General features: G+C 54.0%; 25 protein-coding genes. 17 read left to right on the top strand and 8 right to left on the bottom strand.

The features are described 5' to 3' along the window. The first annotated feature begins 16 nt into the window (after positions 1-16). Positions 17-991 (top strand): Bug family tripartite tricarboxylate transporter substrate binding protein, encoded by a 975-nt coding sequence (locus MIM_RS14455; protein ID WP_025373474.1) that lies wholly within the window; start codon positions 17-19, stop codon positions 989-991. Positions 992-1,072: 81 nt separating this feature from the next. On the opposite strand, the gene MIM_RS14450 is transcribed toward MIM_RS14455, so the two are convergent. Next, positions 1,073-1,540 (bottom strand): MarR family winged helix-turn-helix transcriptional regulator, encoded by a 468-nt coding sequence (locus MIM_RS14450; protein ID WP_025373473.1) that lies wholly within the window; start codon positions 1,538-1,540, stop codon positions 1,073-1,075. Between the two features lie 172 nt (positions 1,541-1,712). On the opposite strand from MIM_RS14450, the gene MIM_RS14445 reads away from it, so the two are divergent. Continuing rightward, positions 1,713-3,032: an MFS transporter gene (locus MIM_RS14445; protein WP_025373472.1), complete on the top strand. Its 1,320-nt coding sequence runs from the start codon at positions 1,713-1,715 to the stop codon at positions 3,030-3,032. Between the two features lie 14 nt (positions 3,033-3,046). Further along, a complete protein-coding gene (locus tag MIM_RS14440; protein WP_025373471.1) occupies positions 3,047-3,874 on the top strand; it encodes an alpha/beta fold hydrolase in 828 nt (275 codons plus the stop codon). 193 nt (positions 3,875-4,067) lie between these two features. Here MIM_RS14440 and MIM_RS23690 read toward each other — a convergent pair whose 3' ends face one another. Then, a complete protein-coding gene (locus MIM_RS23690; protein ID WP_084458997.1) occupies positions 4,068-4,268 on the bottom strand; it encodes a P1 family peptidase in 201 nt (66 codons plus the stop codon). A gap of 249 nt (positions 4,269-4,517) precedes the next feature. Further along, positions 4,518-4,904 (bottom strand): hypothetical protein, encoded by a 387-nt coding sequence (locus tag MIM_RS23360; RefSeq protein ID WP_025373470.1) that lies wholly within the window; start codon positions 4,902-4,904, stop codon positions 4,518-4,520. Positions 4,905-5,428: 524 nt separating this feature from the next. Between MIM_RS23360 and MIM_RS14430 the strand changes: the two genes are divergently transcribed. The 9 genes from MIM_RS14430 (at position 5,429) to MIM_RS14390 (ending at position 12,496) form a co-directional block, all read left to right on the top strand. Next, positions 5,429-6,061 carry a helix-turn-helix domain-containing protein gene (locus MIM_RS14430; protein ID WP_025373469.1) on the top strand — a complete coding sequence of 211 codons (633 nt, stop codon included), beginning with the start codon at positions 5,429-5,431 and terminating at the stop codon, positions 6,059-6,061. Between the two features lie 9 nt (positions 6,062-6,070). After that, complete coding sequence (locus MIM_RS14425; RefSeq protein WP_322786657.1) at positions 6,071-6,823, top strand: substrate-binding periplasmic protein; 753 nt, start codon at positions 6,071-6,073, stop codon at positions 6,821-6,823. A gap of 72 nt (positions 6,824-6,895) precedes the next feature. Beyond that, the gene (locus MIM_RS14420; RefSeq protein WP_025373467.1) at positions 6,896-7,549 is read left to right on the top strand and encodes an amino acid ABC transporter permease; all 654 of its coding nucleotides are present in this window, start codon (positions 6,896-6,898) and stop codon (positions 7,547-7,549) included. After that, positions 7,546-8,277, top strand: a complete 732-nt coding sequence (locus MIM_RS14415; RefSeq protein ID WP_025373466.1) for an amino acid ABC transporter ATP-binding protein — start codon at positions 7,546-7,548, stop codon at positions 8,275-8,277. The genes MIM_RS14420 and MIM_RS14415 overlap by 4 nt, the downstream gene beginning before the upstream one ends. A gap of 30 nt (positions 8,278-8,307) precedes the next feature. Next, positions 8,308-9,600, top strand: a complete 1,293-nt coding sequence (locus tag MIM_RS14410) for an NAD(P)/FAD-dependent oxidoreductase (protein ID WP_025373465.1) — start codon at positions 8,308-8,310, stop codon at positions 9,598-9,600. 49 nt (positions 9,601-9,649) lie between these two features. Beyond that, complete coding sequence (locus MIM_RS14405) at positions 9,650-10,591, top strand: 2-hydroxyacid dehydrogenase (RefSeq protein ID WP_025373464.1); 942 nt, start codon at positions 9,650-9,652, stop codon at positions 10,589-10,591. A gap of 213 nt (positions 10,592-10,804) precedes the next feature. Further along, the gene (locus MIM_RS14400; protein ID WP_084459100.1) at positions 10,805-11,230 is read left to right on the top strand and encodes a cupin domain-containing protein; all 426 of its coding nucleotides are present in this window, start codon (positions 10,805-10,807) and stop codon (positions 11,228-11,230) included. Positions 11,231-11,233: 3 nt separating this feature from the next. Beyond that, on the top strand, positions 11,234-11,683 hold the full coding sequence (dtd, locus tag MIM_RS14395) for a D-aminoacyl-tRNA deacylase (RefSeq protein ID WP_025373462.1): 450 nt from the start codon (positions 11,234-11,236) through the stop codon (positions 11,681-11,683). Positions 11,684-11,746: 63 nt separating this feature from the next. Beyond that, on the top strand, positions 11,747-12,496 hold the full coding sequence (locus MIM_RS14390; protein WP_025373461.1) for a sulfite exporter TauE/SafE family protein: 750 nt from the start codon (positions 11,747-11,749) through the stop codon (positions 12,494-12,496). A gap of 133 nt (positions 12,497-12,629) precedes the next feature. Here the strand turns inward: MIM_RS14390 and MIM_RS14385 are convergent, their stop codons facing one another. Together MIM_RS14385 and MIM_RS14380 are read right to left on the bottom strand one after the other, a co-directional pair. Continuing rightward, positions 12,630-13,313 (bottom strand): LrgB family protein, encoded by a 684-nt coding sequence (locus MIM_RS14385; protein ID WP_042071500.1) that lies wholly within the window; start codon positions 13,311-13,313, stop codon positions 12,630-12,632. Positions 13,314-13,356: 43 nt separating this feature from the next. Further along, positions 13,357-13,695, bottom strand: coding sequence for a CidA/LrgA family protein (locus MIM_RS14380; protein ID WP_025373459.1), 339 nt, complete (start codon positions 13,693-13,695; stop codon positions 13,357-13,359). Positions 13,696-13,963: 268 nt separating this feature from the next. Here MIM_RS14380 and MIM_RS14375 point away from each other — a divergent pair, with 268 nt between their 5' ends. The 3 genes from MIM_RS14375 (at position 13,964) to MIM_RS14365 (ending at position 17,528) form a co-directional block, all read left to right on the top strand. Continuing rightward, positions 13,964-15,409 (top strand): NAD-dependent succinate-semialdehyde dehydrogenase, encoded by a 1,446-nt coding sequence (locus MIM_RS14375; RefSeq protein ID WP_025373458.1) that lies wholly within the window; start codon positions 13,964-13,966, stop codon positions 15,407-15,409. A 99-nt stretch (positions 15,410-15,508) separates the two neighbouring features. Beyond that, entirely contained in the window at positions 15,509-16,270 is a 762-nt protein-coding gene (locus MIM_RS14370; RefSeq protein WP_025373457.1) for an aldolase/citrate lyase family protein, read from the top strand. 70 nt (positions 16,271-16,340) lie between these two features. Continuing rightward, positions 16,341-17,528, top strand: coding sequence for a hypothetical protein (locus MIM_RS14365; protein ID WP_025373456.1), 1,188 nt, complete (start codon positions 16,341-16,343; stop codon positions 17,526-17,528). 184 nt (positions 17,529-17,712) lie between these two features. On the opposite strand, the gene MIM_RS14360 is transcribed toward MIM_RS14365, so the two are convergent. From MIM_RS14360 to MIM_RS14350, 3 genes are all read right to left on the bottom strand, one after another. Beyond that, on the bottom strand, positions 17,713-18,879 hold the full coding sequence (locus MIM_RS14360) for a glycosyltransferase (protein WP_025373455.1): 1,167 nt from the start codon (positions 18,877-18,879) through the stop codon (positions 17,713-17,715). A 206-nt stretch (positions 18,880-19,085) separates the two neighbouring features. Beyond that, positions 19,086-20,579, bottom strand: a complete 1,494-nt coding sequence (locus MIM_RS14355; RefSeq protein WP_025373454.1) for a CoA-acylating methylmalonate-semialdehyde dehydrogenase — start codon at positions 20,577-20,579, stop codon at positions 19,086-19,088. Between the two features lie 12 nt (positions 20,580-20,591). Continuing rightward, the gene (locus MIM_RS14350; protein ID WP_025373453.1) at positions 20,592-21,797 is read right to left on the bottom strand and encodes an ABC transporter substrate-binding protein; all 1,206 of its coding nucleotides are present in this window, start codon (positions 21,795-21,797) and stop codon (positions 20,592-20,594) included. 148 nt (positions 21,798-21,945) lie between these two features. On the opposite strand from MIM_RS14350, the gene MIM_RS14345 reads away from it, so the two are divergent. Together MIM_RS14345 and MIM_RS14340 are read left to right on the top strand one after the other, a co-directional pair. Beyond that, positions 21,946-22,863 carry a LysR family transcriptional regulator gene (locus tag MIM_RS14345; RefSeq protein WP_025373452.1) on the top strand — a complete coding sequence of 306 codons (918 nt, stop codon included), beginning with the start codon at positions 21,946-21,948 and terminating at the stop codon, positions 22,861-22,863. 47 nt (positions 22,864-22,910) lie between these two features. After that, positions 22,911-23,567, top strand: a complete 657-nt coding sequence (locus MIM_RS14340; protein ID WP_025373451.1) for a dienelactone hydrolase family protein — start codon at positions 22,911-22,913, stop codon at positions 23,565-23,567. Positions 23,568-23,620: the final 53 nt, after the last annotated feature.

Genomic DNA, 23,620 nt, shown 5'->3' with positions numbered 1-23,620 from the left:
TTTAATTGGAGGAGACATGAAAAAAATATTTACTTTGACAACGCTTGTCCTTGGCGTTTTGACCTGTTCGGCGCAGGCGCAATCCTCATCGTACCCGACGCGCAGTGTTCGTGCCGTTTTGCCCTATTCGGTTGGCGGCGGGCCGGACACGGTCGCAAGAATGATAGGGGAGCAATTATCGGCGGCATGGAAGCAGCCGTTCATTGTCGAGAATAAACCCGGCGCCAACGGATGGCTCGCGCTGGGCGAAGTCAAACGATCCGCTGCAGATGGCTATTCGATAGCGATCGTGGACAACACCCATATGACGCTGCATCCTCATCTGTATAAAAAAATGCCGTTTGATCCTGCACGGGATTTTGTCGCCGCGGCGCCCATCTACTCGACGCACTTTTTTATTGTTGTGTCTGCCAACTCTCCATGGCGCAATGTTGCGGACCTGGTCGGTGCCGCACACAAAGCGAATGGACATCTCACCTACGGCACCTGGGGGATAGGCAGTGTTGCGCATCTCGGGTCGACGATTTTGCAACAGCGTACGCAGACGACCATGACGCATATTCCCTTCAAGGATTTGTCGCAATTGTATGCGGCAGTGGCCAATGGCGATGTCGATTGGGCTTTCGGCACAGCAGCGACAGTACAGAATCTGTATCAGGCAAAACGAGTAAAGCTGCTTGCGCTGGCGGCTCCAGTCCGCCTGGCTGCGTATCCTGATGTGCCCACGATAGCACAGGCAGGGGGACCGCAGGACTTCGAGCTAAAAACGTGGGTAGCCGCATTCGCTCCCAGGGGTACGCCGCAAGAGATCATTGAGCGCCTTAACACTGCGATCGCCGCAGCGCTGCGCACACCAGCCATAAAGCAGCGTTTTGAAACCTTCGGCTTTAATGCATGGTCTGTCGATACCTCCGGCCTGGCGCGCGCGGTCAATGAGGACTCTGCATATTTTGGCGGGATCGTGCAAAAGGCCAATATTGCACTGGACTAGGCGGCAAGCCGGCGGACAGGACGGGCTCTGCCGATGTGTCTCTTGTCCATCGGGCTGCCATAACGCCACCTGCGATTGGGCTCAGTTTTCCAATTCATCTGAATCTGTCTTGTACGAACGGCTGAGTCCGCCGGATTCAACCCAATGGGTCAGTTTGTCCAGCCAATCGACCAGCTCAGTCTGCTGCTTTTCAGTCAAGGGGGACAGGAAGGCGCGTTCGAGATTTGTTGCGATGCGATTGGCTTTCTTAATAAGGATCTGGCCTTGTGGGCTTGTCGTCAGGCGCACCTGTCGTCCGTCGCGCTCTGTGGTGTGTTTGACTACAAAGCCACGGTCAACAAGCCGGGCGAGCATGCGCGACGTTTTGGGGCGATCCAGGCGAGCCCGGTCAGCAAGTTCGCTCGGATTGATTTCAGGGTAGAAACTGACCAGGCGTAACAAGCGTAAATGGTTCACATCCAGTCCGCATTCCCGCTGGTAGATCTGATCCGCATCGCGCTTGGCGACCGCGCTCAGAATGTCGAGTTTATAGTTCAGGTAATTCTTCATTTCTTCTCCTGATGGTCAGCAGCATGTTACCGCTATTTCATCTATGTAAGTCATTTGAACCGGCAAACTAATTATAATTGTAATTGACAATTATAATTAGTTTGCCTATGATAAGCAGCAACAAGTCATTGAATGCACTTGAAGACAAACAATCACGATAAAGGAGAAGGCAATGTCCTCAAGCAGTGAAGGAGCAGAGCAGGGCGCTAGATTGAGCGGGCGCAACGTTTTTGCCGTTGTGCTTGGCAACGCGCTGGAGTTCTATGATTTTGGCGTTTATGCCGCATTCGCCGTCTTTATCGGCCAGAAATTTTTCCCGTCCACAGACTCCTATGTGAGCCTGTTGCTCTCGGTGGCTACTTTTGGGGTTGGTTTCGTCAGTCGTCCGCTGGGCGGGCTTTTGCTGGGTGCCTATGCAGACAAGCATGGACGCAAGGCGGCAATGACGCTTACCATCACGCTCATGGCCCTGGGTACGGCAGCAATTGGCTTGATACCTGCATATAGCGAAATCGGTCTTGCTGCGCCCTTGTTGCTCGTACTCGCACGGTTGCTGCAGGGCTTTGCCGCTGGCGGGGAACTGGGCGCATCCACGGTCTATCTCTATGAGGCGGCGCCAGCCGGCAAAAAGTGTCTGACTGGCAGCTGGCAACTGGCGAGCCAAGGGGCGGCCTCAATCCTGGTCGGTCTGATCGGCTATGGTATTGCGCGCCTTTTGTCTGCAGAAGACGCCCTTTCCTGGGGCTGGCGTATACCTTTCATAATGGGTATTTTGGTTATTCCTGTCGGCATCTATATTCGCCGGAGTCTGAACGAGACGCTTGTTCACGAGACTGCTCATGCGACGACCGGTGGTGTGATCAAAGCGCTCATGCGTGAACACTTTGGCAGTTTGCTGCTGGCTATCGGGGCATTCTCAGGAATTACCATTGCGCAATACTTTCTGATCTACCTTACCTCTTTTGCCATTAATACCCTGCACATGCCTGCGTCAACTGCCCAATTGGCCAACTTCGCGGTCGGCGCAAGTACGCTTGTTTTTGCGCTGCTGGGGGGATGGTTGGGTGATCGATTCGGTTTGCGTCTGATCAGTATTTTGCCACGGATCCTTTTGCTGCTGCTGATCTACCCGCTGGTGCTGATGCTGGTGCAGGCGCCAAGTGCATTTGCACTATTGGGTGGAGCGGCGCTTCTGACTGCGTTCCAGGCTTCGAGCGCAGCGTTGGTTGTTTTACTGATCGCAAGATCCTTTCCACGAAAGGTGCGTGCAACTGGTCTGGCGACCGCTTTCGGTCTGGGAGCCGCGATTTTTGCCGGTACTGCACAAGTCATTTTCACCTGGCTCATTTCGGTGACAGGCGATCCCACTTCGCCAGTCGTTTATGTTATTGCGATGAACGTGCTTTCTCTAGCCTCTATCTGGCTCATGCCTCGCGCCGAAGCGCCAGAGCCCATGGCTGATCCGGTCGCGGCCGCCAGTGTCACTATTTAATAAAGGAGATAATAATGCCTCAAATCAACGTTCAGGATGCCAAACTCTATTATGAGGTGCATGGCGATGGTTACCCGTTAGTTTTCATTCACGGTGGTGGCGGCAACACCATGGCGTGGTTCAATCAAGTGGCATTTTTTGCACAGCATTACAAGGTGATCACTGTCGATCTGCGCGGATTTAAGTATTCTCCCTGTTTGCCGGAGCTGGCTCATCCTCGCTACTATCACGATGACATATTGGCCGTCCTGGATGCCGAAGGCCTGGAGCATGCCGCGTTTATCTGCCAATCGCTGGGCGCATGGGCCGGGCTCGCAATCGCGGTACGTTCGCCCGAACGTGTCTCCTGCCTGTATATCAACGGTTCGCCTACGCCGGCCTATTCGGAAGAAAATTGGCGCGTTCTGAAAAAAGGCAGCGACGTTTTCATGGGCGGCTCGTTCGGGCGTGGGTCCGGAATAGGATGGAACAGAGAGACATTAAAGAGCAAGCCCGAGCTCGTTTTGCTGTATAGCCAGATCAAGGCGCTTAACCCGTTACCTGGGTTTGACTCTGCGACGATGATGGATGATACGGTTAAATTGCACCCTGAGGATTTCACGCACTATCGCGTGCCTACAATTATCACAGGCGGCGCGCACGATGACTTTCTTGTGCCAGGTAGTCACGAACATACCGCGACACTCATACCCGGTTGTGCAACTTACACCTACGCTGATGCCGGGCATTCGGCCTATTTCGAAACGCCGCAGGCTTTCAATCGGGTCGTTGCGGGCTTTCTCAATAAGCATTTGCCATCAAAAAAACGCGTCCAGTATGCAACAGCGGCATCTAATACCTGACCAGGGGGGGCCGTTAAATACCTTCCCGTTGTTGTCAGGCTAACCGATCAAAAAGGTGTGGGGGTGCGACTTGCCTTGCGGGCACAGTAAAATGGATATGGCCGCTATAAGGATAGCGGCCATATCCATACATCTCTGCAGGCCCGATCCTGTTTCACTGCGCCAAATTTTTTAAGAATCTCCACTGTTTTGTCTATCGGCAACGCTTCCACAACACGACTATTCCTGCCTGTGATTGTTTTGCTTTAAGCAATGAGTTATAAATGGCTTCCTCGGTTGTCTCTACCGTTGCAAGAAAGAGTGGAGACATGGCGTTATTGCCGAGCACTTTTATTTCCCGTACTGCGTCAGACGAGTTGATCCGGCTTTCCGGTGCGGTGGAGAAGGCAATCACATAATCGCCGCTGACCTTTTTACCTTCGAGTACTTCTTTCTGTCAGGCTGTAGGCGGCTACATGCGCGCGGAGCATACGAAACACACCTTCTCGGATGACTTTTCTGTCTGCGTCCCACAAGTAAATCCTCGGATATGGGCTGCTGGGCTTCGTAGAGAAATTCAAGCATGGCGCTGGTCTCTTAACCAACTGAGGAGGCAGATTATTGAGAACAGGCCACCACCCACCACTCAATCCGCATACCATTCTTATTTATGACTCGCCTGGGCCAGCGTTTTTGTGCTCTTTTTCCTGCTCAGTTTCTTGCTGTCCTTTTTGCTGGTTTTTTGCACGGCCACGATTTTTTCTGCTTTGATGGTGACTGGCGGTACGTCGACATAGGCGGGTTGAGCCACTTTTTCGCTTTTAACCAGCCGGATCTTCTGCATACCGTTCAAGCGCTTTGCTTCATCCCTGGCATAGTTTTGTTCTTTAGCTTCATAGTGCCCCTCATAAAGACACGCCTTGCGATCAAGCTTGCATTCGTCAATCAGCCCTGTCTCTACCGGTGGCGGTGGCACAGGTTTATCTGCGGCACATCCTGCAAGGAAAATGGCAAGCGACAGCACTGCCGTGTATTTGCTAAATAACTGCATGGGTCAATCTCCCCAATCCTGAAAAATAACGTTGCCGATTGTAGAACAAATCCCCGAGCACGCCGTTTCAGTGGGTTTCAACGGGTTGCAGAATCGGGAAATATCGTCATGTCCCGACACGCGACGCGTGAGTCGTGAAATGCCGTTGATCACGTTATAGCGAAATATCCTTTTTCGGTACGCAACAAGAACCCATATCCAACGAAAAAAAGTTCGATAACCCCTCAATCCGTATACCGTAAAAGTATTGCCAGCGCACCAGACTGGCTCATCAGAATGCACGCGCAAGTGCATATATCAATCATCGGCCTGCAGTGCATCTACATAACTGCTTCACCAAAGTGCACGGTCACGGTGGACGGCCATTGCATGGTGCGCCGCCACGGAAATGGCATTCGAGCAGAGGAAAAATTTTCTGTTTTCCAAATCAGGTCTTTAGGGTAATCCCGGTCGTTGAAAATTTCAAATGTGTTTATTATTCATAATAATGAAAATTTCATTTTTCAATTTAACGGACTCAGCGGATGAAAATCATGGACACCGTTACGCCATCTACGGATGCACGATTCACCGGAAAAATTGCCTCATTCGTCGATTTCTGGCTGGGGCAGCAACTGCGGGAAATCAGACGAGAGCAAGGTTTGTCGCTGGAACAGGTGGCACGCAGAGCCGATATCTCCATCGGGTCTCTTAGCCAGATTGAGCGCGGCATGACTTCTCCCACTGTCAATATGCTGAACCGGATTTCCGGGGCCCTGAATATTTCACTTGGAGAACTGTTAAGCAATACCGAATGCACCGATGAACAGACCGATGGCTGGATCGCCAGGGCTGCTTCGCACAAGCAGGTGGTGATGAAAGACAAGAAGATCATCAAGAAGATCATCACCCCCTCGCGTTGTCGTTCAGTGGATTTGTATCAGGCCATTATTCAGCCAGGAGGAAGCTCTGGCGATGAGTGGATCACGACGCGTAGCGGCGAAATCAGCGGGCTGGTGATCTACGGGCAATTGCAGTTGTGGGTGGATAAGCGTTACGTGAAGCTTGAGCAGAACGATACGTTTTGCTATACGAGCGAGATGCCACGCAAGTGGAACAATCCGACCGATCAGGACACATGTGTGCTGTGGGTTATTACCAAACCCGAAAGGGAATAGGAGAACTTCATGGGAATGAAAAAACTGTTATCTGTATGTATGCTGGCAGCGTGTTTGAATGGGTCGGTCGCACTGGCGGCAGACAATTATAAGGTGGGTTCAACGCCCACCGGTATGCCCTTTACCTATCTTGATGCCAAGTCCGGAAAAATTGCAGGTGTGATGGTCGATGTGATCGACGCTGTTTCAAAGAAAGCGGGCTTTACCTATGAAATCAGCCCTATGGTGTTTTCGGCGCTGATCGGGTCTTTGCAATCGAAACGGATCGATATTATTTCGGCGGCCATGATCAAGACCGATGAGCGGGCGAAGGTTATTGACTACACCAATACCATTTTCAGCTATGGTGAAGGGTTGGTCGTACCCGAGAGCGATAAAACTGAGTACACCAGTCTTGATCAGCTAAAAGGCAAGGCGGTGGGCATTCAGATCGGCACCGCTTATATTGCACCTGCGCAACAAGCTGGCATCACAGACGTGAAGCTGTATGATGCCTCTACCGATATGATGCGTGACCTGGAAAAAGGCCGGGTGCAGGCCGTGCTGGTGGATCAGCCGATAGCTGCAGCTTACCTGAGCAACAATATGTTCAAAAACGTGCGATTAGTGGAAAGCTACAAGCCGGTCGTTGTCCGTGATCTGGGTTTGATTACACGCAAGGGTGAAACGGATCTGCAGCAGAAACTCAATACGGCGATTGATGCGCTCAAGGCTGACGGAACCGTTGCCGCTATCCTGAAAAAATGGAAACTTGAAAAATAATCTGGCCGCTCCTGCCGGTATCCACCCGTACCGGCGCGGCGACGATCACACGCAATAGGATGATGGCTCCCTATGGATGAATTGTCGATTCGTATCGCCCAGTATTTCCCTGTCCTTATGCAGGGCGTCAAGGCGACCCTTCTTGTTACCGCAGGCTCGTTACTGCTTTCTACGGTCCTGGGCCTGATCTGGGCGCTGATGCGCAGTTCCGGCATACGCTGGCTGGCCTGGCTAAGTGAGAGTGCCGTCAATATTATTCGCGGCATTCCGATTATCGTTATTTTGTTCTATGTCTATTTCGTCTTTCCCGATATAGGCATAGATGTAAATGCAATTCAGGCGTCGATTCTGGGCCTGGGCGTTGCGTATTCGGCCTATCAGTCGGAAAATTTTCGTGCCGGGATCGAGGCGATTGATCACGGTCAGGTAGAAGCCTCGCATTCCATGGGGATGACCTGGGCGACGATGATGCGGCGGGTGATACTGCCGCAGGCCGTGCGTATTACCTTGCCGCCTTATGGCAACACCATGATCATGATGCTAAAGGATTCGTCACAGGCATCTACCATCACGGTGGCCGAACTGGCGATGCAGGGCAAATTGCTGGCGACATCCAATTTCGATAACGTTACCGTGTTTACCATGGTTGCGATTATGTATCTGGTGATGTGCATGCCACTTATTTTTCTTGTGAAGTACCTGGAAAAACGGACAAAAACAGCATGATCACACTTGACAATGTTCACAAACGTTTCGGCCAGAATCATGTTCTGCGCGGGGTCAATGCAACGGTCGAAAACGGCGAGGTAGTCTGCATTGTCGGCCCCTCCGGATCGGGCAAATCAACCATTCTGCGCTGCATTAATGGCCTGGAAACGTACGAAGAGGGGGCGATCCGTATCGACGAGAAAATCGTCGATCGCAAGAGCAGCCATTTGCGACAGATTCGCCAGGAAGTGGCGATGGTGTTTCAGCGCTTCAATCTGTTCCCGCATCGTACCGCGCTGGAAAATGTCATGGAAGGACCCATCTACGTCAAGGGCATAGACCGGGCGCAGGCGCAGGAGGCGGCGACGCAATATCTGGAAAAGGTCGGGCTGGCAGACAAGCTGTCGTCATACCCGCAACAGCTTTCCGGCGGCCAGCAGCAACGGGTCGCCATTGCGCGGGCGCTGGCCATGGAACCGCAGGCGATTCTGTTTGATGAACCGACCTCTGCACTTGATCCGGAACTGGTGGGCGAAGTGCTTAATGTGATGGCGGATATGGCGCGCGCGGGGATGACCATGATCGTGGTGACGCATGAAATGGCCTTTGCCAAAGAGGTCGCCGATCGCGTGCTGTTCTTTGATCAGGGTGTGATAGTCGAGCAGGGCAAAGCGACGGATATTCTCAATGCGCCACAGCACCCAAGAACTCAGGATTTTCTTAGGCGGGTGCTGCACCCATTTTGATTTTATTGCGTTTGTAATAAAGGAAGTTTCATGTTTCCAGCTAACCGGTTCCCTCTGAATCCCGCGTTGTGGCACGATACCGCTGTCGAGGCCCCAGTAACGACGCCACTGAAGGCAGCGGCCGAGACAGATACACTCATTATTGGTGCCGGGTATGCGGGTCTAAGTACTGCGCTGCATCTGGCAGAGTCAGGCACGCAGTGCATGGTGCTCGATGCCAGAGAAATCGGTTTCGGCGGATCCGGCCGTAATGGCGGACAACTGGTACCCGGCCTGAAGAAAGACCCGGATGAACTGCTCAGCGCCTATGGAGCGGAGCGTGGCCGGCAACTGGTCGAATTTGCCGGCACCACAACCAGTACGGTTTTCTCTTTGATTGATCGCTATACATTGAATGTGCCGCATACGCGCAACGGCTGGATACAACCGGCGCATTCGCAGTCTGCGCTGGCGCTTGTTCAGAAACGCGTTGCTGACTGGCAAAAGCGGGGTGCACCCGTCAGACCCCTGTCGCGCAGCGAAGTTGCCGATCTGCTGGGAACCGACCAATATCATGGTGGCTGGTTTGATGAGCGCGGTGGCTCAGTACAGCCGCTCAGCTACGTGCGCGAGTTGGCACGTGTCACCCTGGCTGCAGGTGTGGCGGTGCATACCGGTACGCCGGTGCAGTCGATTGAAAAGAAAGGCAGTGGCTGGCAGGTGACCACTGACAGCGGTCATGTCGTGCAGGCGCGCCGCGTGGTCGTGTGCACCAATGCGTATAGCGATGGTATTTGGAAAAATCTGAAAGAGACGGTGGTTGATCCGAATACCTATCAGGTTGCTACCGCGCCGTTGCCCGACGATATTGCCAAAACGATTCTGCCTCAGGGTCAGCCCGTGTCGGATACCCGTAATCTGCTGCTTTATTTTCGCAAGGATCACACCGGTCGCTTTCTGATGGGGGGGCGGGGGCCGTTCCGTGAGCCACGTGGCAAGCAGGATTGGGATCATCTGAAAAAGGCGATTACCTTGCTGTACCCTCAGTTGAAGGATATTGCATTTGAATACTACTGGTGCGGAAGGGTGTCGGTCACGCAGGACTATATGCCGCATTTGCATCAACCGGAACCGGGCCTGATACTCAATATCGGTTGTCAGGGGCGGGGTATCGGCCTGCAAACAGCCATGGGTAAAGCCATTGCAAACTACCTGCAATCGGGCAATGAAGCGGCGCTTCCTGTACCATTTACACCTGTGCAACGGTTGCCGTTCTATGGATTGCGCAAACTTTATGTAGGCGCATTGATTTCCTGGTACCGTTATCTGGATAGTCGCACATAGGCTTGCGGCTGTTATTTATTATTAAATTTGACATAAAGCAGGACAGTATATGACCCCCGTTGTACTCGCGTCGGAAAGCAGTGCCGCTGCCCAAAAATGGCTGAACGTCATTCAGCAGCATTTCCCGGATCTGGACGCCCATATCTTTGACCCAAACGCGGCCGCCGCCGCTTCTGAAGTGCGCGCTGCAATCGTTTGGAAACCGCCGGCAGCGCTGTTTGCGCGATATCCGGACCTGGATCTGGTCTTTAATATGGGGGCAGGGGTTGATGCGATTTTGCGTCAGCCGGGCATTGCAGATACGACCCGCATTATTCGTCTGGAGGATGCAGGGCTGGCTAATCCGATGACCGAATACGTGATCCATTATCTGTCAGGCATCACGCGCAATTTTGGGGTCTACGAACAGCATCGGGAAAAGCGTCTGTGGCAGGGAGCCGAGCAGACCCCGGTACAACATTCCACGATTGGTGTGATGGGGCTGGGCGTGATCGGCGCGCGCATTGCGCAGGCGTTAAGCGCACTTGATTATCCCGTACAGGGCTGGGCACGCAGTCCAAAGGCCTTGCCGGGCATCAGGAGTTTTCATGGCGAAGATCAGTTTGCGTCTTTTCTGGCGTCCAGCCAGTTTCTAATCAATGTACTGCCTTTGACCGACCAGACGCGCAATATCCTTAATCGCGACAGTCTGGGGCAATTGCCAAAAGGTGCCGTGCTGATGAACATCGGACGGGGCGAGCATTTGGTGGAGGAAGATCTGCTTGCCTTACTGGATTCAGGGCATTTGTCGCAGGCGGTGCTGGACGTGGCGCGGGAAGAACCATTGCCTCACGATCATCCGTTCTGGACGCATCCGGCCATCACCCTCACACCACATATTTCCGGCCCCACCAATCATTTTCTGGCGATCCGGCAGATCCGGGACAAGCTGCAGGATGCCCTGCAGGGCAAGCCGGTCAGTGGCGAGGTCTTCCGCGACATGGGATACTGATTCCTGTCAGGCCATTGATCCATTGATAGACATCAGCCCTGTCTGCACGAAGCCGGCCGACATGCGGGCGGGGGCGATGTTCTGGTGTTGTTCTGCCGCCATTCCTGCACTGTCGAACCGTTATGCAAACAGGGCGCCATCGCGCCATTGGCGCTACAATCGGACAGACTAATAAAAAACACATATGAATAGCTGATGGACAGGGAGGCACCCATGGCGAATACGCACGAACCAACACCAGCCGATTCTGCCGGCAAGCCCGCGCAGCGCGTCGTTGTTTCACATCTGAAAGATGCGACCTTTGACCGTGGTTTGCGTGAGTTCTTTGAGTACCGCGATCTGGGCGTGGCTCAGGCAACCGCCGGCGCCTATTCGGTGCACGTGATTCGCGCGCTGGATGGGCATGAATCATCGGGCGTGCCACATTTGCATCAACTGGATTTTCAGTTTGTCTATGTGCTGCAGGGCTGGGTTGAATTCGAGTATGAACAAACCGGGGTGGTGCGTCTGGAGCGCGGCGATTCGGTCTACCAGCCCCCGGGCGTACGGCATCGCGAGATCCGCCATAGCGCTGATCTGGAAATGCTGGAAGTGGTGGCGCCCGCAAGCTTTCATACGGCCACGCTGGAGAAAATCTGAATTATGAAGGTACTGGTTCAGCGCGTGCGTCAGGCAAGCGTAAGTGTGGAAGGCAGGGAGGTTTCCGCGATCGGCGCCGGGCTGTTGCTGCTGGTTGGCATTGCCCAGGATGATACGGAACAGGATATGCAGTATCTGCTGCGTAAAACACTGGCCTTACGTATTTTCAATGATGAGAATGGCGTGATGAACCGCTCGGTGCAGGATGTGGGCGCGCAGATTCTGGCTGTCAGTCAGTTTACTTTGATGGCCGATACGCGCAAGGGCAATCGACCGTCCTATATTGCGGCGGCCCGTCCCGAGCTGGCAAAACCGTATTTTGACCGTTTCGTGCAGGCGTTGTCAGCGGGTCTTGGCCAGCCTGTGCCCACGGGTGTATTTGGTGCTGATATGCAGGTGTCACTGATCAATGACGGACCGGTCACGATTTCACTGGATAGTCGTGATCGCTAACCATGAATACCGTGTGAGTTGCCTGCGTTTCGCGAGTACTCCGATCTTGCGCAGGGCGTACTGATGGACTCGATTTATCTTTACGTGCTGCTGGGTGCGATGGTAGCCGGGTTTGTGCAGGGCCTGTCGGGGTTTGGGTTCAGTCTGGTTTCCATGGCCTTGTGGGCCTGGGTATTGGATCCTCGTCTGGCTGTCGTGCTGGCGGTGTTTGGCGGTTTAACGGGACAGGTTGTGGCTGCTATTTCCCTGCGACGTGGATTCGACTGGCGCCTGCTGTTGCCGTATGTGCTGGGTGGCGTGGTCGGGATTCCACTGGGCGTGATGTTGCTGCCCATGCTGGATGTGAACCTGTTCAAGGCGGCGTTGGGATGCCTGTTGATTGTCTGGTGCCCGATAATGATTTTTGCCAAACGCCTGCCGAAAGTCACCTGTGGCGGTAGTATGGCCAATACCGTTGTGGGTTTGGCTGGTGGTGTGATGGGTGGGTTGGGCGGTTTTTCCGGAGTATTGCCGACGCTGTGGTGTACCTTGCGCTATTCCAGTCGTGATACGCAGCGAACGATTATCCAGAACTTCAATCTCTCCATGCTGTCCCTCACAATGGTGTCTTATCTTCTCTCGGGGATGGTAACGCGGCCGATGCTGCCCATGTTTCTGTTGGTGTTGCCGGCGATTCTGATTCCATCCTTTATTGGTACCCGGGTATACGCCGGATTCAGCCCCCAGCGGTTCCGTCTGGTGGTGCTCGTGCTGCTGACCATGGCGGGACTGGCCTTGCTGGGCGCGTCCGTGCCCCATTTGATTGCGCTTTGATTCGCTGAACTGCGTGGAGTCCAGAGAGCGGGTACGCGCGGAAAGGGCGGCGACCATCTGGCTTTCCTGCATCGGTGCTGCCCGACACCGCATCGCGCGATCACCGGCTGGATTCCGGTCGCATGCCTTCGATTCAAAAGAACAGAAAATACAGTACCGGTATCACGATGGCGGTAAAAATACCGTTCAGGCTCATGCCCAGGCTGGCGTATGAACCGGCTTCCTGGCTGTGCTTGAATTCGGCAGCCGTGCCGATCACGTGAGAGGTCACACCCATAGCGAGACCACGCACGTCGTCACGCTGTATGTTCATCCACTTGAAAATGAACGGGCCGATGGTGGCCCCCAGAATGCCGGTAAAAAAGACGAACGCGGCCGTGAGCGGGATGACCCCGTCAAGCGAACGCGCCAGTTCCAGTGCAATAGGCATGGTGGCGGCTTTGACTGACAGGCCGATCAGAATATTACGATCGGCCCCCATCAGCCAGGCGACCCCGACGGATGAAACGACGGCGACCAGCGAGGAGACGACCAGCGCCAGCAGAATGGGACGCAGTTTTTTCCTGATGGTCCTGCTGTGCATGGTGATCGGTACGGCCAGCGCAACCGTGGCCGGCCCCAGCAACAGTGAAAGATAATGAGCGCCTTGCAGATAGCGGCTGTAATCGATATGCAGAAGCTGCAGAATCACAATGATCAGTGTGGTGGCAACCAGCACGGGATTGAGCAAGGGGAAGTAACCGCTGCGAGCAAACAGCCAGGAAGCCAGGCAATAAGCCAGGATGGTCAGCAGCAAACCCGTCAAAATGGCAAACATGGGAACTCCGGTATGAAGAAGGGTATCGGTTTGCAGCCAGGCCTCAATGCTGTTTGTCTGCATAGCGGAAGACAAGCACACCTGCCAGCAGCGAAAGAGCCGTACTCACAATCACAGCTGTGATAACGGCAGGCCAGTAACCATCCAGCAGTTTGTAGCTCACCATGCTGCCCACGGTAGCGGGTAAAAACAGCAGCGCCAGATGCGACAGCAGCGTAGGTATATGACGGGCCATCAGCGAAAGCAGCGCAGGCCGCAACTTGAATACCAGCAACAGCAGGAACAATCCAACGATAGGGCCGGGCAGTGGCAGGGGCAACACATGGCTGACGGCTTCACCGACAAAATAGCAGGCTGCAATCACAAGCAGGGAGATAAGCATGAGTGTCAATCATTTAAGACAGAGGTAAGAATAGTGGACTTATTATACTTTCTTATTATGGAGGTAATATTCCGTATTCAATCAGTATATTTTTTACCTGAGGTAAATTATCAAGTGGCCCATCCTGGTCGGTAAAAGCCTTATTCCAGACCGTCGCTGTGGTTCCCATAGCAGGATGATGCATCGGTGTGAGATCGGCCCGGGGGATATGGTACTCTTTGAATATTCCAAACCAGCGTCGTTCAATTACAGGATCAGGAGTCCATCCATGAAGCTTAAAAATACCAGTCTGCTTAAAGACAAATGTTATATCAATGGTAAATGGATCGGTAGCAAGGAGGTCATCGAGGTGACCAATCCGGCAACCGGCAAGCGCGTCGGCACTGTGCCCAGGCTGGGTAAAAAGGAAACCGCCGATGCCATTAAGGGAGCCAATAAGGCCTGGCCGGCATGGAAAGGGCTGACTGCCAAAGAACGCGCGGCCATCCTGCGCAAATGGTTTACGCTGATCAATGACAATGCAGATGACCTGGCTCTCATTATGACTTCCGAGCAGGGCAAACCGCTGGCCGAAGCCAAAGGTGAAGTTGCTTACGCCGCCTCATTTGTTGAATGGTTTGCCGAAGAAGCCAAGCGCGTCTATGGCGATACGATTCCTGCGCCACAGACCTCTCAGCGTATTGTGGTGACCAAGGAACCGATAGGGGTATGCGCCGCCATTACTCCGTGGAATTTCCCGGCTGCGATGATTACCCGTAAGGTAGCACCTGCACTGGCTGCGGGTTGCACCGTTGTGATCAAGCCGGCATCGCAAACTCCGCTAACCGCGCTCGCGCTGATTGAACTGGCCGAACAGGCAGGATTCCCGCCAGGGGTTATGTCACTGGTTACGGGTAATTCATCTGAAATCGGCAAGGAACTGTGCAGCAATCCGCTGGTGCGCAAGGTCAGTTTCACCGGTTCTACCGAAGTGGGGCGTATCCTGATGGAGCAGTCGGCCAGCACCATCAAAAAGGTGTCCATGGAGTTGGGCGGCAATGCGCCATTCATCGTTTTTGACGATGCCGATATCGATGCGGCAGTGCAGGGCGCCATTATTTCCAAATACCGGAATGCAGGTCAGACCTGCGTATGCGCCAACCGTATTTATGTACAGAAAGGCGTGTATAAGGAATTTGTGAAGAAACTGGTCGCTGCCGTTGAAGCGCTCGTGGTAGGCGATGGCACCGATAAAAAGGTACAGGTGGGTCCGCTGATCGATGAGAAAGCGGTGGAAAAAGTGGAAAGTCACATCAGCGACGCCCTGGATCACAAGGCAAAGGTATTGACGGGCGGCAAACGCAGTAAGCTGGGCGGGCTGTTTTTTGAGCCGACAGTTATTGCTGATGCAACTCAGGAGATGGCGTTCGCCCGTGAAGAAACCTTCGGTCCGCTGGCGCCGGTCTTCAAATTCGATACAGATGAAGAAGTTGTCCGGATGGCAAATGACACCGAGTTCGGTCTGGCTGCCTATTTTTACGCGCGCGACCTGGGACGGGTCTGGCGGGTTGCCGAGCAACTGGAATACGGCATTGTCGGCATCAATACCGGTCTGATTTCGACTGAAGTAGCGCCATTTGGCGGTGTGAAACAATCCGGCCTGGGTCGCGAAGGTTCGCATTATGGCATCGACGATTATCTGGTCATCAAGTATATGCTGATGGGCGGTATCTGATCCCGGTGCAGGCCCGGTCGCCGGCGGCAGCCGGGCAGTAAACATTCAAGGTTAAATCCAAATATCATCATTCAGTCAACCGAGTCGATACGTTTTAATATGAAACAACAGATACCCAATACCTTTCGCCAGAAATTGCTGGCGCGTGAAACCGTCATTGGTACGTGGCTAAGCACCGCGAGTCCCATGCTTGCCGAAGTGGCAGGCGTGTGTGGCTACGACTGGTTATTGCTCGATGGCGAGCACGCGCCTAACGACATTCCTACGCTCACGGCTCAGTTGCAGGCCATCAACTCCAGCAGCAGCGCGGCTATCGGCCGGCCGCCGGTCAATGATCAGACCCTGATCAAACAGTATCTGGATATTGGCTTTTACAATTTGCTGATTCCGTTCATTGAGTCTGGTGAAGAGGCTGAGTATGCGGTGGCGGCGACACGTTATCCGCCGGCAGGGGTACGTGGCGTTGCCGGTATGACCCGGGCCAGCAGCTACGGGACCGAAGCCGATTACTTCAAACAGGTTAATGACCATATCGGCGTGATTCTGCAAATTGAAAGCCGTGCGGGCGTAGAGGCAGTTGAAGACATTGTTGCCGTGGATGGGGTGGACGCCATTTTCATCGGCCCGTCCGATTTGTCTGCTGCCTATGGCTATCTCGGACAACCGCAGCATCCCGAAGTACAAGAGGCCATTGCCCATGTTCATAAAGTGGTTGCGGCAGCCGGCAAAGCGACCGGTATTCTTGCCGTGGTACCCGACGAGGCAGCCGTTTATATCAGGCAGGGATTCAGTTTCGTCGGTGTTGGCGTGGATCTTTCTGTATACAAAAATGCCTTGATCAGCTTGCGCGGCCGGTTTTAAAATGAGTGCTGTCCCAGTGTCATTACTGCACTTCATGGTGTATGTATAAACAACGAGGATTCAGACAAGTTTGAAATTTCAGATTTTTTTTGCCAGTTTTATTTCGTTTCTGATTTTTCCTGCCGGCTCGGCGTCTGCCCAAACCATTACGTATGCAATGGGCGACGATGCGCCGCGCAGCGTGCAGGCTGTTGGCTCAAACAATGTGCCTGAGGTACCCGCTACGGCACCGCCTGCCTGGTCGTTCGACCCGGAAAAAACCAAAATTATTCTGCTTCCGGTGGATGAACCGATTGATGTACCGGCGTCGGGCGAAGCGGTGCCGCTTGAGCAACTGGTCACAGCCGACGCGTTGCGCGGCGTGGACAATTGGGAAGCGTATCAGTATGAATCCGGGATCGGTCCGTTCATGGATGGCCCGAACGCTGCCGCGCTGCGCAGACGCTCGTCCCGAATCACATTAAAGCCTGTACAGCAATTTTCTACCGGTGCACGCACCTGGAGCCTGACGACCGAGGATAAAAATCAGATTTCCCTGGGATCCAATCAGGTAGCGAATCCAATTGGACAGAGTAGCTTTAGGATCGGTGGCATGCAGTTAAGCCGACAGCCGGATGGTACGCAGGATAGCTGGTTTATTGATAGTCACCAGTTGGCATATTCGACAGCGGCCGGCGCAATGGATTATTCAGCGGCCTCCAGCGACAATGCCAGCTTTCATTTCGGCAGTGGGGCCGCCAATACCGCGGTGCGTTATGGATTGAGTGATTCGACTTCGATAGACTCGCAAGTGCAATTGGCGCGCTCGCTCAGGAACGTCGGGCTCGGCGCCAGCTACGCGCTTGATGACATAGGTGATTTGCGGCTGACGGTGAATGCGGGTAAGTATGAAGACAACTCAAACTGGCGTTCAATGTTTGCCTATCGGGCCAAGGTATTTGACCTGGCGACCTTGCAGTTTTCCAATGAGCTGACCAGCGCGCATCATATGGATTTGTCCAGACTGTCGCAGGATCCGCTGTCGGATCGCGCCATTCGCAATCAGCTGAAACTGACCTATCCGCTGGATACGCAGTCGCAGGTATCAGGCACGTTTGAAAACAGCCGGGTATTTAACGGGACTGCCGAACAGCGCTTTGGCGTGGAGCAAAGCTACAAGCTGGAGTCGCTCCTGTTCAAGGTGAAAGCACAGCGTGCCGTGCACAGCGATAACGGCCTATTGCAGTTTAATGTAGATATCCCGATCAGCGGCCATTAAGGCTAAGGCGCGTGCCGGACGGAGTGGCCATACATTGTTGGGCACGCTTCGGCAAGCTTTGGCAGCCATGAATCAGCGGCCGTGGATCAGTAGCGACCCTCACTGCTCATGTGCGGCCACTGACCGGCAATACGCAGGCAGGGAGCGTAAAAAAAGGGGCCTTTTGAAGTGGCCCCGTTCAGATTCAGTTGGCGATGCTGGTTGAAGGCAGGGCCGACTGCTCGGTGATCTCGCTTTGTGTCAGAATACCCTCAAGAATGTTCGGCACCTCGAAAACGGCCTGGTTGTCCTGCGCTTTGACCCGTTCCCGATAGCTATCAAGATTGTCCAGCAAGTGGTGCACGGCCTGATTCACTTTGGCAAAGCTGGGCAGCACAATGCCCAGGCCGTTCTCGGTGACCCAGTCGCCGTTATAGCGCTCCTGAATCATGGTCCATTTGTTGCTGACGATAATGACCGGCATATCCTTGCGGATGGCCTCACTGATACTGCCGGGACCGGGCTTGCCGATAAAGAAATCGGCCATTTCCATGAACACCGGCATTTGTGTGGTAAACCCTTCTACCAGCTTATGTGCACGGGTTTGCATCTTGCCGATTTTCTTGGCCAGCGCTGCATTGTGACCACAAATATAGATCATCTGCACATCCGAGAGCTGTTTGGCGATCTTGACCATGGTTTTTGAGCCATGGCCGCCGAACATCACCAATCCTACCGGTTTGTCCGGATCAAAACCGTTAGCGATCAATTGCTCTCGGCGATCAATCTCGGGCTTTTTGTAAAAATCGGGGTGCAGCAGCATACCTGAGCTGGTATGAATATGGGAATCGGGATGGCCGGCAGCCCGTGCCTGTTCCTGCGCCTTGTCGGTACCACAAATGAAATGCTGCTGCTGGTTTGGCTCGATCCAGAAATGAGGTGCATTGTCGGCCAGATCGGTCAGAATAGTGACATAGGGGACGCCTGGCAGCGATGAAACCAGGCTTTCGTACATGGCCCGGTTGAAATTGGGAACCAGCGACACCACCATGTCGGGCTCGGTTTCAATCCAGTGTTCCTGCAGCCGTTTTACCATCACCTGATGGGTTAGCCGGATAAATGCCTGCAGGATGCGCAGTTCCGGCGTCATGGCCATAGTCCAGCCTTTGGCCAGTTGCTTGTTATAAAACTCTTCGGGAGCAACGCCGGTCACCCGTTTATACACCTGCCGCGAGTCGAGTACTTCAAACAGGTTAACGAGCCTGACGTTCCAGTGAGGATGGGTGTTTTTAAGCACGGCCTCAAGGGCGCGGGCGGATGCCCGATGACCACCACCCGCATTGAAATAGATCAAGTCAATATTTTTAGTCATAAATGGCTTTCTCTCAATGGATCAGATGAACAGTTTATGACCATATTGTGGCATGAATATGAAATGCCGCAAATGATAAAATGTGTCGGACTGATACGAATGACGAAAATGCCCTGGGAATGCAAATGTTCTGGCGCCGCCCAATAAAAAACCCGGCAAGCCAAAGAGCCGCCGGGTTAACACAAGTGCAATTGCGTGGATAAGGGTTATTTTTGCGCGATCGTGGTGTTAACGCCCGTATCGTGCGACGCCCAGCGCGCGGTAATCGATTTGGTCTGGGTCCAGAACATCACGGCCTGTTTACCGTTAGGTCCCAGGTCACCCAGTTTGGAGCCGCGCGAGCCGGTGAAGCTGAACCATGCGACCGGAACCGGAATCGGGATATTGATGCCGATCTGGCCCACATCGATATTGTTCTGGAAATAACGCGCATTGCCACCGCTTTGTGTGAAAACGGCCACGCCATTGCCATTCGGATTGCGATTGACAAACTCCACCGCTTCTTCCAGTGTATCGACGCACACAATGCACAGCACCGGGCCGAAAATTTCTTCGCGATAAATCGCCATATCCTCTTTCACATCGGAAAAAATGGTCGGACCGATAAAGTTGCCGTCCTTGTAGTCGGCGACCACGACATCCCGGCCATCCAGCAGCAGGCTGGCTTTTTCGTCTACACCACTCTGGATCAGTTGCGCAACGCGCTGCTTGGCGCGGGGGGAGACCAGTGGCCCCAGATCGGCCTGGCGATCACTGCCGGCATTCACTTTAAGCCCTTTGGATTTTTCTACGAATTCGTCAATCCAGTCTTTGGCCTGACCCACCATGACAGCCACCGACGTAGCCATGCAGCGCTGACCTGCAGCACCGAAAGCGGCGCCAACCAGTTGATTAAGGGCAACGTCCTTATCGGCATCGGGCAGGATGACGCAATGGTTCTTGGCGCCCATCATGGCCTGACAGCGTTTGCCCGCATTGGATGCGCGTTGATAAATCTGTGTGCCCACATGTGTGGAGCCGATAAACGACACTGCTTTGATATCCGGATGTTCGCACAGGCGGTTGGCGACGTCGGGACCACCATGCACGACATTCAGCACGCCGGGTGGCAGACCCGCTTCGTGCGCAAGTTCGGCCAGATACAGCGACGCGCTGGGATCCTGCTCTGACGGTTTAAGCACGAATGTGTTGCCGCAAGCCACGGCAATCGGGAACATGAAGCAGGGCAGCATGACCGGGAAGTTGAACGCCGTAATCCCGGCGCACACGCCCAGTGGCTGAATCAAGGTATAGACGTCGATACCGGTGCCGGCGTTTTCGGCATATTCTCCCAGTTGCAGGCTGACGATGGCGCAGGCATGTTCAATCACTTCCAGACCACGGCCCACTTCGCCTTCAGCATCCGGCAGCGTTTTGCCATGTTCCAGCGTAATCAGCTCGGCCAGTTTTCCTGCGTTGTCGCGCACCAGTTGCTGCAGTTTGAGCATGACACGCATGCGGTTGCCCTGGCTGGTGTTGCGCCAGGTCTGAAAGGCCGCCTTGGCACTGGCGACGGCCTCGTCCACTTCCGAGATGGGCGCCAGCGGTACGCGGGCGACCACTTCCTGATTGGCCGGGTTAAGGACATCCAGCCACTCTTTGGCAGAAGACTGGACTTTTTTTCCGTTGATCAACAGCGGAACATTAGGTATGGCACTCATCACATCAATCCTTTAGTTTTTTACAAGAGGGCAGGTAGATTCGGACAGGGGGCTAAACGCGTCAGCAGCCGGAATGGTGGCGATCAGTTTCGAATAATCCCATTCGCCTTTCTTTTCATCCGGCTTTTTGACTTCATACAGGTACATATCGTGAATGACGCGTCCATCGGCGCGAATAGAGGCGTTATGCATAATCGGATCTTCAATCGGCAGCTTGCGCATTTGTTCGGCCACTTTGTCGCCGTCGGTGGTGCCGGCCGCCGCTACGGCTTTAAGGTAATGCAGTACGCTGGAGTACACGCCGGCCTGCGTCATGGTGGGTTTGAGGCCCTTGTAGGCTTTGGCAAAGCGGTCTGACCACTGGCGGGTGCCATCGTCAAAGTCCCAATAGAAACCGTCCACGTAGGTCAGGCCCTGGGCGTTGTCGTTGCCCAGCGCACGCAAGTCCGACAGGAAGATCAGCAGCGCCACCAGACGCTGGCTGCCGCCACTGACGCCAAACTCCTTGGCCTGTTTCACGGCGTTGACCGTATCCTGGCCACCGTTGGCCAATGCGACCACCTGCGCGCCGCTGCTTTGCGCCTGCAGCAGGAATGAGGCATAGTCGCTGTTGTTCAATGGATGGCGTACCTGGCCTACCACCGTGCCGCCCAGCTTCTTGACCATTTTTGCGGTATCGGCTTCAAGTGAATGGCCAAAGGCGTAATCCACGGTCAGGAAGAACCAGGATTTGCCGCCAGCCTGAACGGTGGCCTTGGCGCCGCCCACCGATTGGGAATAGGTATCGAACATCCAGTGAAAGCCCACCGGCGAGCAGGACTTATTGGTAAGGGCGGTAGTAGCTGGTCCCGAAAACAGTGCGATGCGATTTTTTTCTTTGGCCACATTCTGCACCGCCAGTGCCACTGCTGAATTGGTCAGATCGGCAATCGCCGTCACGCCCTGGCGATCGAACCATTCCCGGGCTTTTGCGGCGCCTACGTCGGCCTTGTTCTGGTTGTCGGCAGACACCAGCTCAATTTTCATGCCCTTGCACGGGCCCTTAAGACATTCATCGATGGCGAGCTGCGCCGCTGCCACCGAACCGGCGCCGCCCATGGAGGCGTAGGTGCCCGACATATCGGTCAGTACACCCACTTTTACTTCGGGCGCATCGGCGGCCCAGGCATTCAGCGCCATGCATGACGCTGCTGCCAGTACTGTTTTCCTGATCAACATTGGAGTCTCCTGAATTTTTTAATAGTTTTATCGTTTTGTTTGCAAAACGTATCCAGTTTGATGTGTATAAATCAAATTTGCAATAGAATATTTGCACATTTAATGTTCATTTTTGCATAACGAATACACCATTATTACTCAAAAAATCATGCCTGACTGGGACGATATCCGCTATTTTCTGGAAGTGGCCAGAACACATAGAGCCAGTGCTGCCGCCGCAAGGCTGGGGGTGGAGCATACAACTGTTACCCGGCGCATCCGCCATCTGGAAGCGGATCTGGGGCAGCCGCTTTTCGATAAATCGCGTAGCTCAGGATTTACCCTGACGCGGTCAGGCCAGCAACTGCTGGCGCATGCAGAGCAAATGGAATCGCACCTTTATAATGCGCAGGAACAGATTCAGGGGGTGGGTCAGAGTCCGGCCGGGCATGTGCGGGTGGCGGCCACCGAAGCCTTCGGTTCGTGCATTATCGCGCCCCTGTGCGCGCAGTTCCAGAGCCGGTTTCCCGACATGACCATCGATGTGCTGCCGGTTCCCCGCTTTGTCAGCCTGACCCGTCGCGAGGCGGATATTGCCATCACCATAGAACGTCCGGCGCGCGGCCCTTACGTGACAAGAAAGCTCACCGACTATACGCTGCTGCTGTATGGCACCCAGGCCTGTTTTGACCGCTACGGCCAGGTCAATAGCGAAGCGGATCTGCATCAGCATCGTTTTATCAGTTATGTGGATGAATTGCTGTTCAGTGACCAGTTGCGATATCTTGAGGATATCCTGCCGTTTACCAAGCCTGTCATAAAAAGCACAAGTGTCATCGCGCAATATTACAGTTGTCTGCAAGGCCATGGGCTGGCGATTCTGCCCTGTTTTCTTGCGGGTCGGAATCCGCAGCTTATTCCGGTGCTGCAGGAACGGATCGGCATCACACGCAGCTTCTGGATTTACTATCATGAAGAACTGAAACGGCTGAAACGTATTGTGATGCTTTCGGAACACTTATGTGACATCATAGGAAATAACCGACTGCTGGTACAGGGCAGGATGCCGGTGCAGCAGGTACAATGACCATTGAAACGTATTTGTGAAAATCTGATTCCAGAAGGAGTGCACGCATGACCATTACACTGACAGCAGCAGACGGGCATACATTGCAGGCATACACAGCCGGCGCCGAGGATGCGGAAAGGGGCATTGTGGTGTTGCAGGAAATCTTTGGCGTCAATAGCCACATCCGCGACGTGTGCGATTTCTATGCATCAAAAGGCTATCGTGTGATTGCGCCAGCGCTGTTTGACCGGATCGAGCCAGGTGTCGAAATGGGTTACACCGGCCCGGACATTGAGCGTGGCAAGGATTTCAAAGCCAAAGTAAGCTACGAAGAGGCGCTCAAGGATATTGAGGCGGCTGCAGCGGCCCTGTCATCACAGAAAAAAATCGGCGTCGTGGGCTTTTGCTGGGGGGGTACCCTGACATGGCTTGCCGCCTGCCGCAGTGGTGCATTTTCAGCCGCCTCCTGCTGGTACGGCGCAGGGATTGCCGAGTTGCGCGATGAGAAGGCCCGGTGCCCGGTACAAATGCACTTCGGAGAAAAAGACAAATCCATCCCACCAGCGGACGTTGAAGCAATCCGTAACGCCCAGCCCAATGTCGATGTTTGCGTTTATGATGCCGACCACGGTTTTGGATGTGATCAGCGCGGCTCTTACGATCCGGTTGCCAGCGAACTGGCACGAACCCGCACAGTGGAATTTTTCAAGGCGAATCTGTAATTTTGCCATGCCCGCCACTGCACTGTCGGGCGCTTCCATTCTCACTGCGGTAC

It is taken from the genome of Advenella mimigardefordensis DPN7 (genome assembly GCF_000521505.1).
Taxonomy (GTDB): domain Bacteria; phylum Pseudomonadota; class Gammaproteobacteria; order Burkholderiales; family Burkholderiaceae_B; genus Advenella; species Advenella mimigardefordensis.
This window is presented reverse-complemented; position numbering and strand designations above follow the sequence as displayed.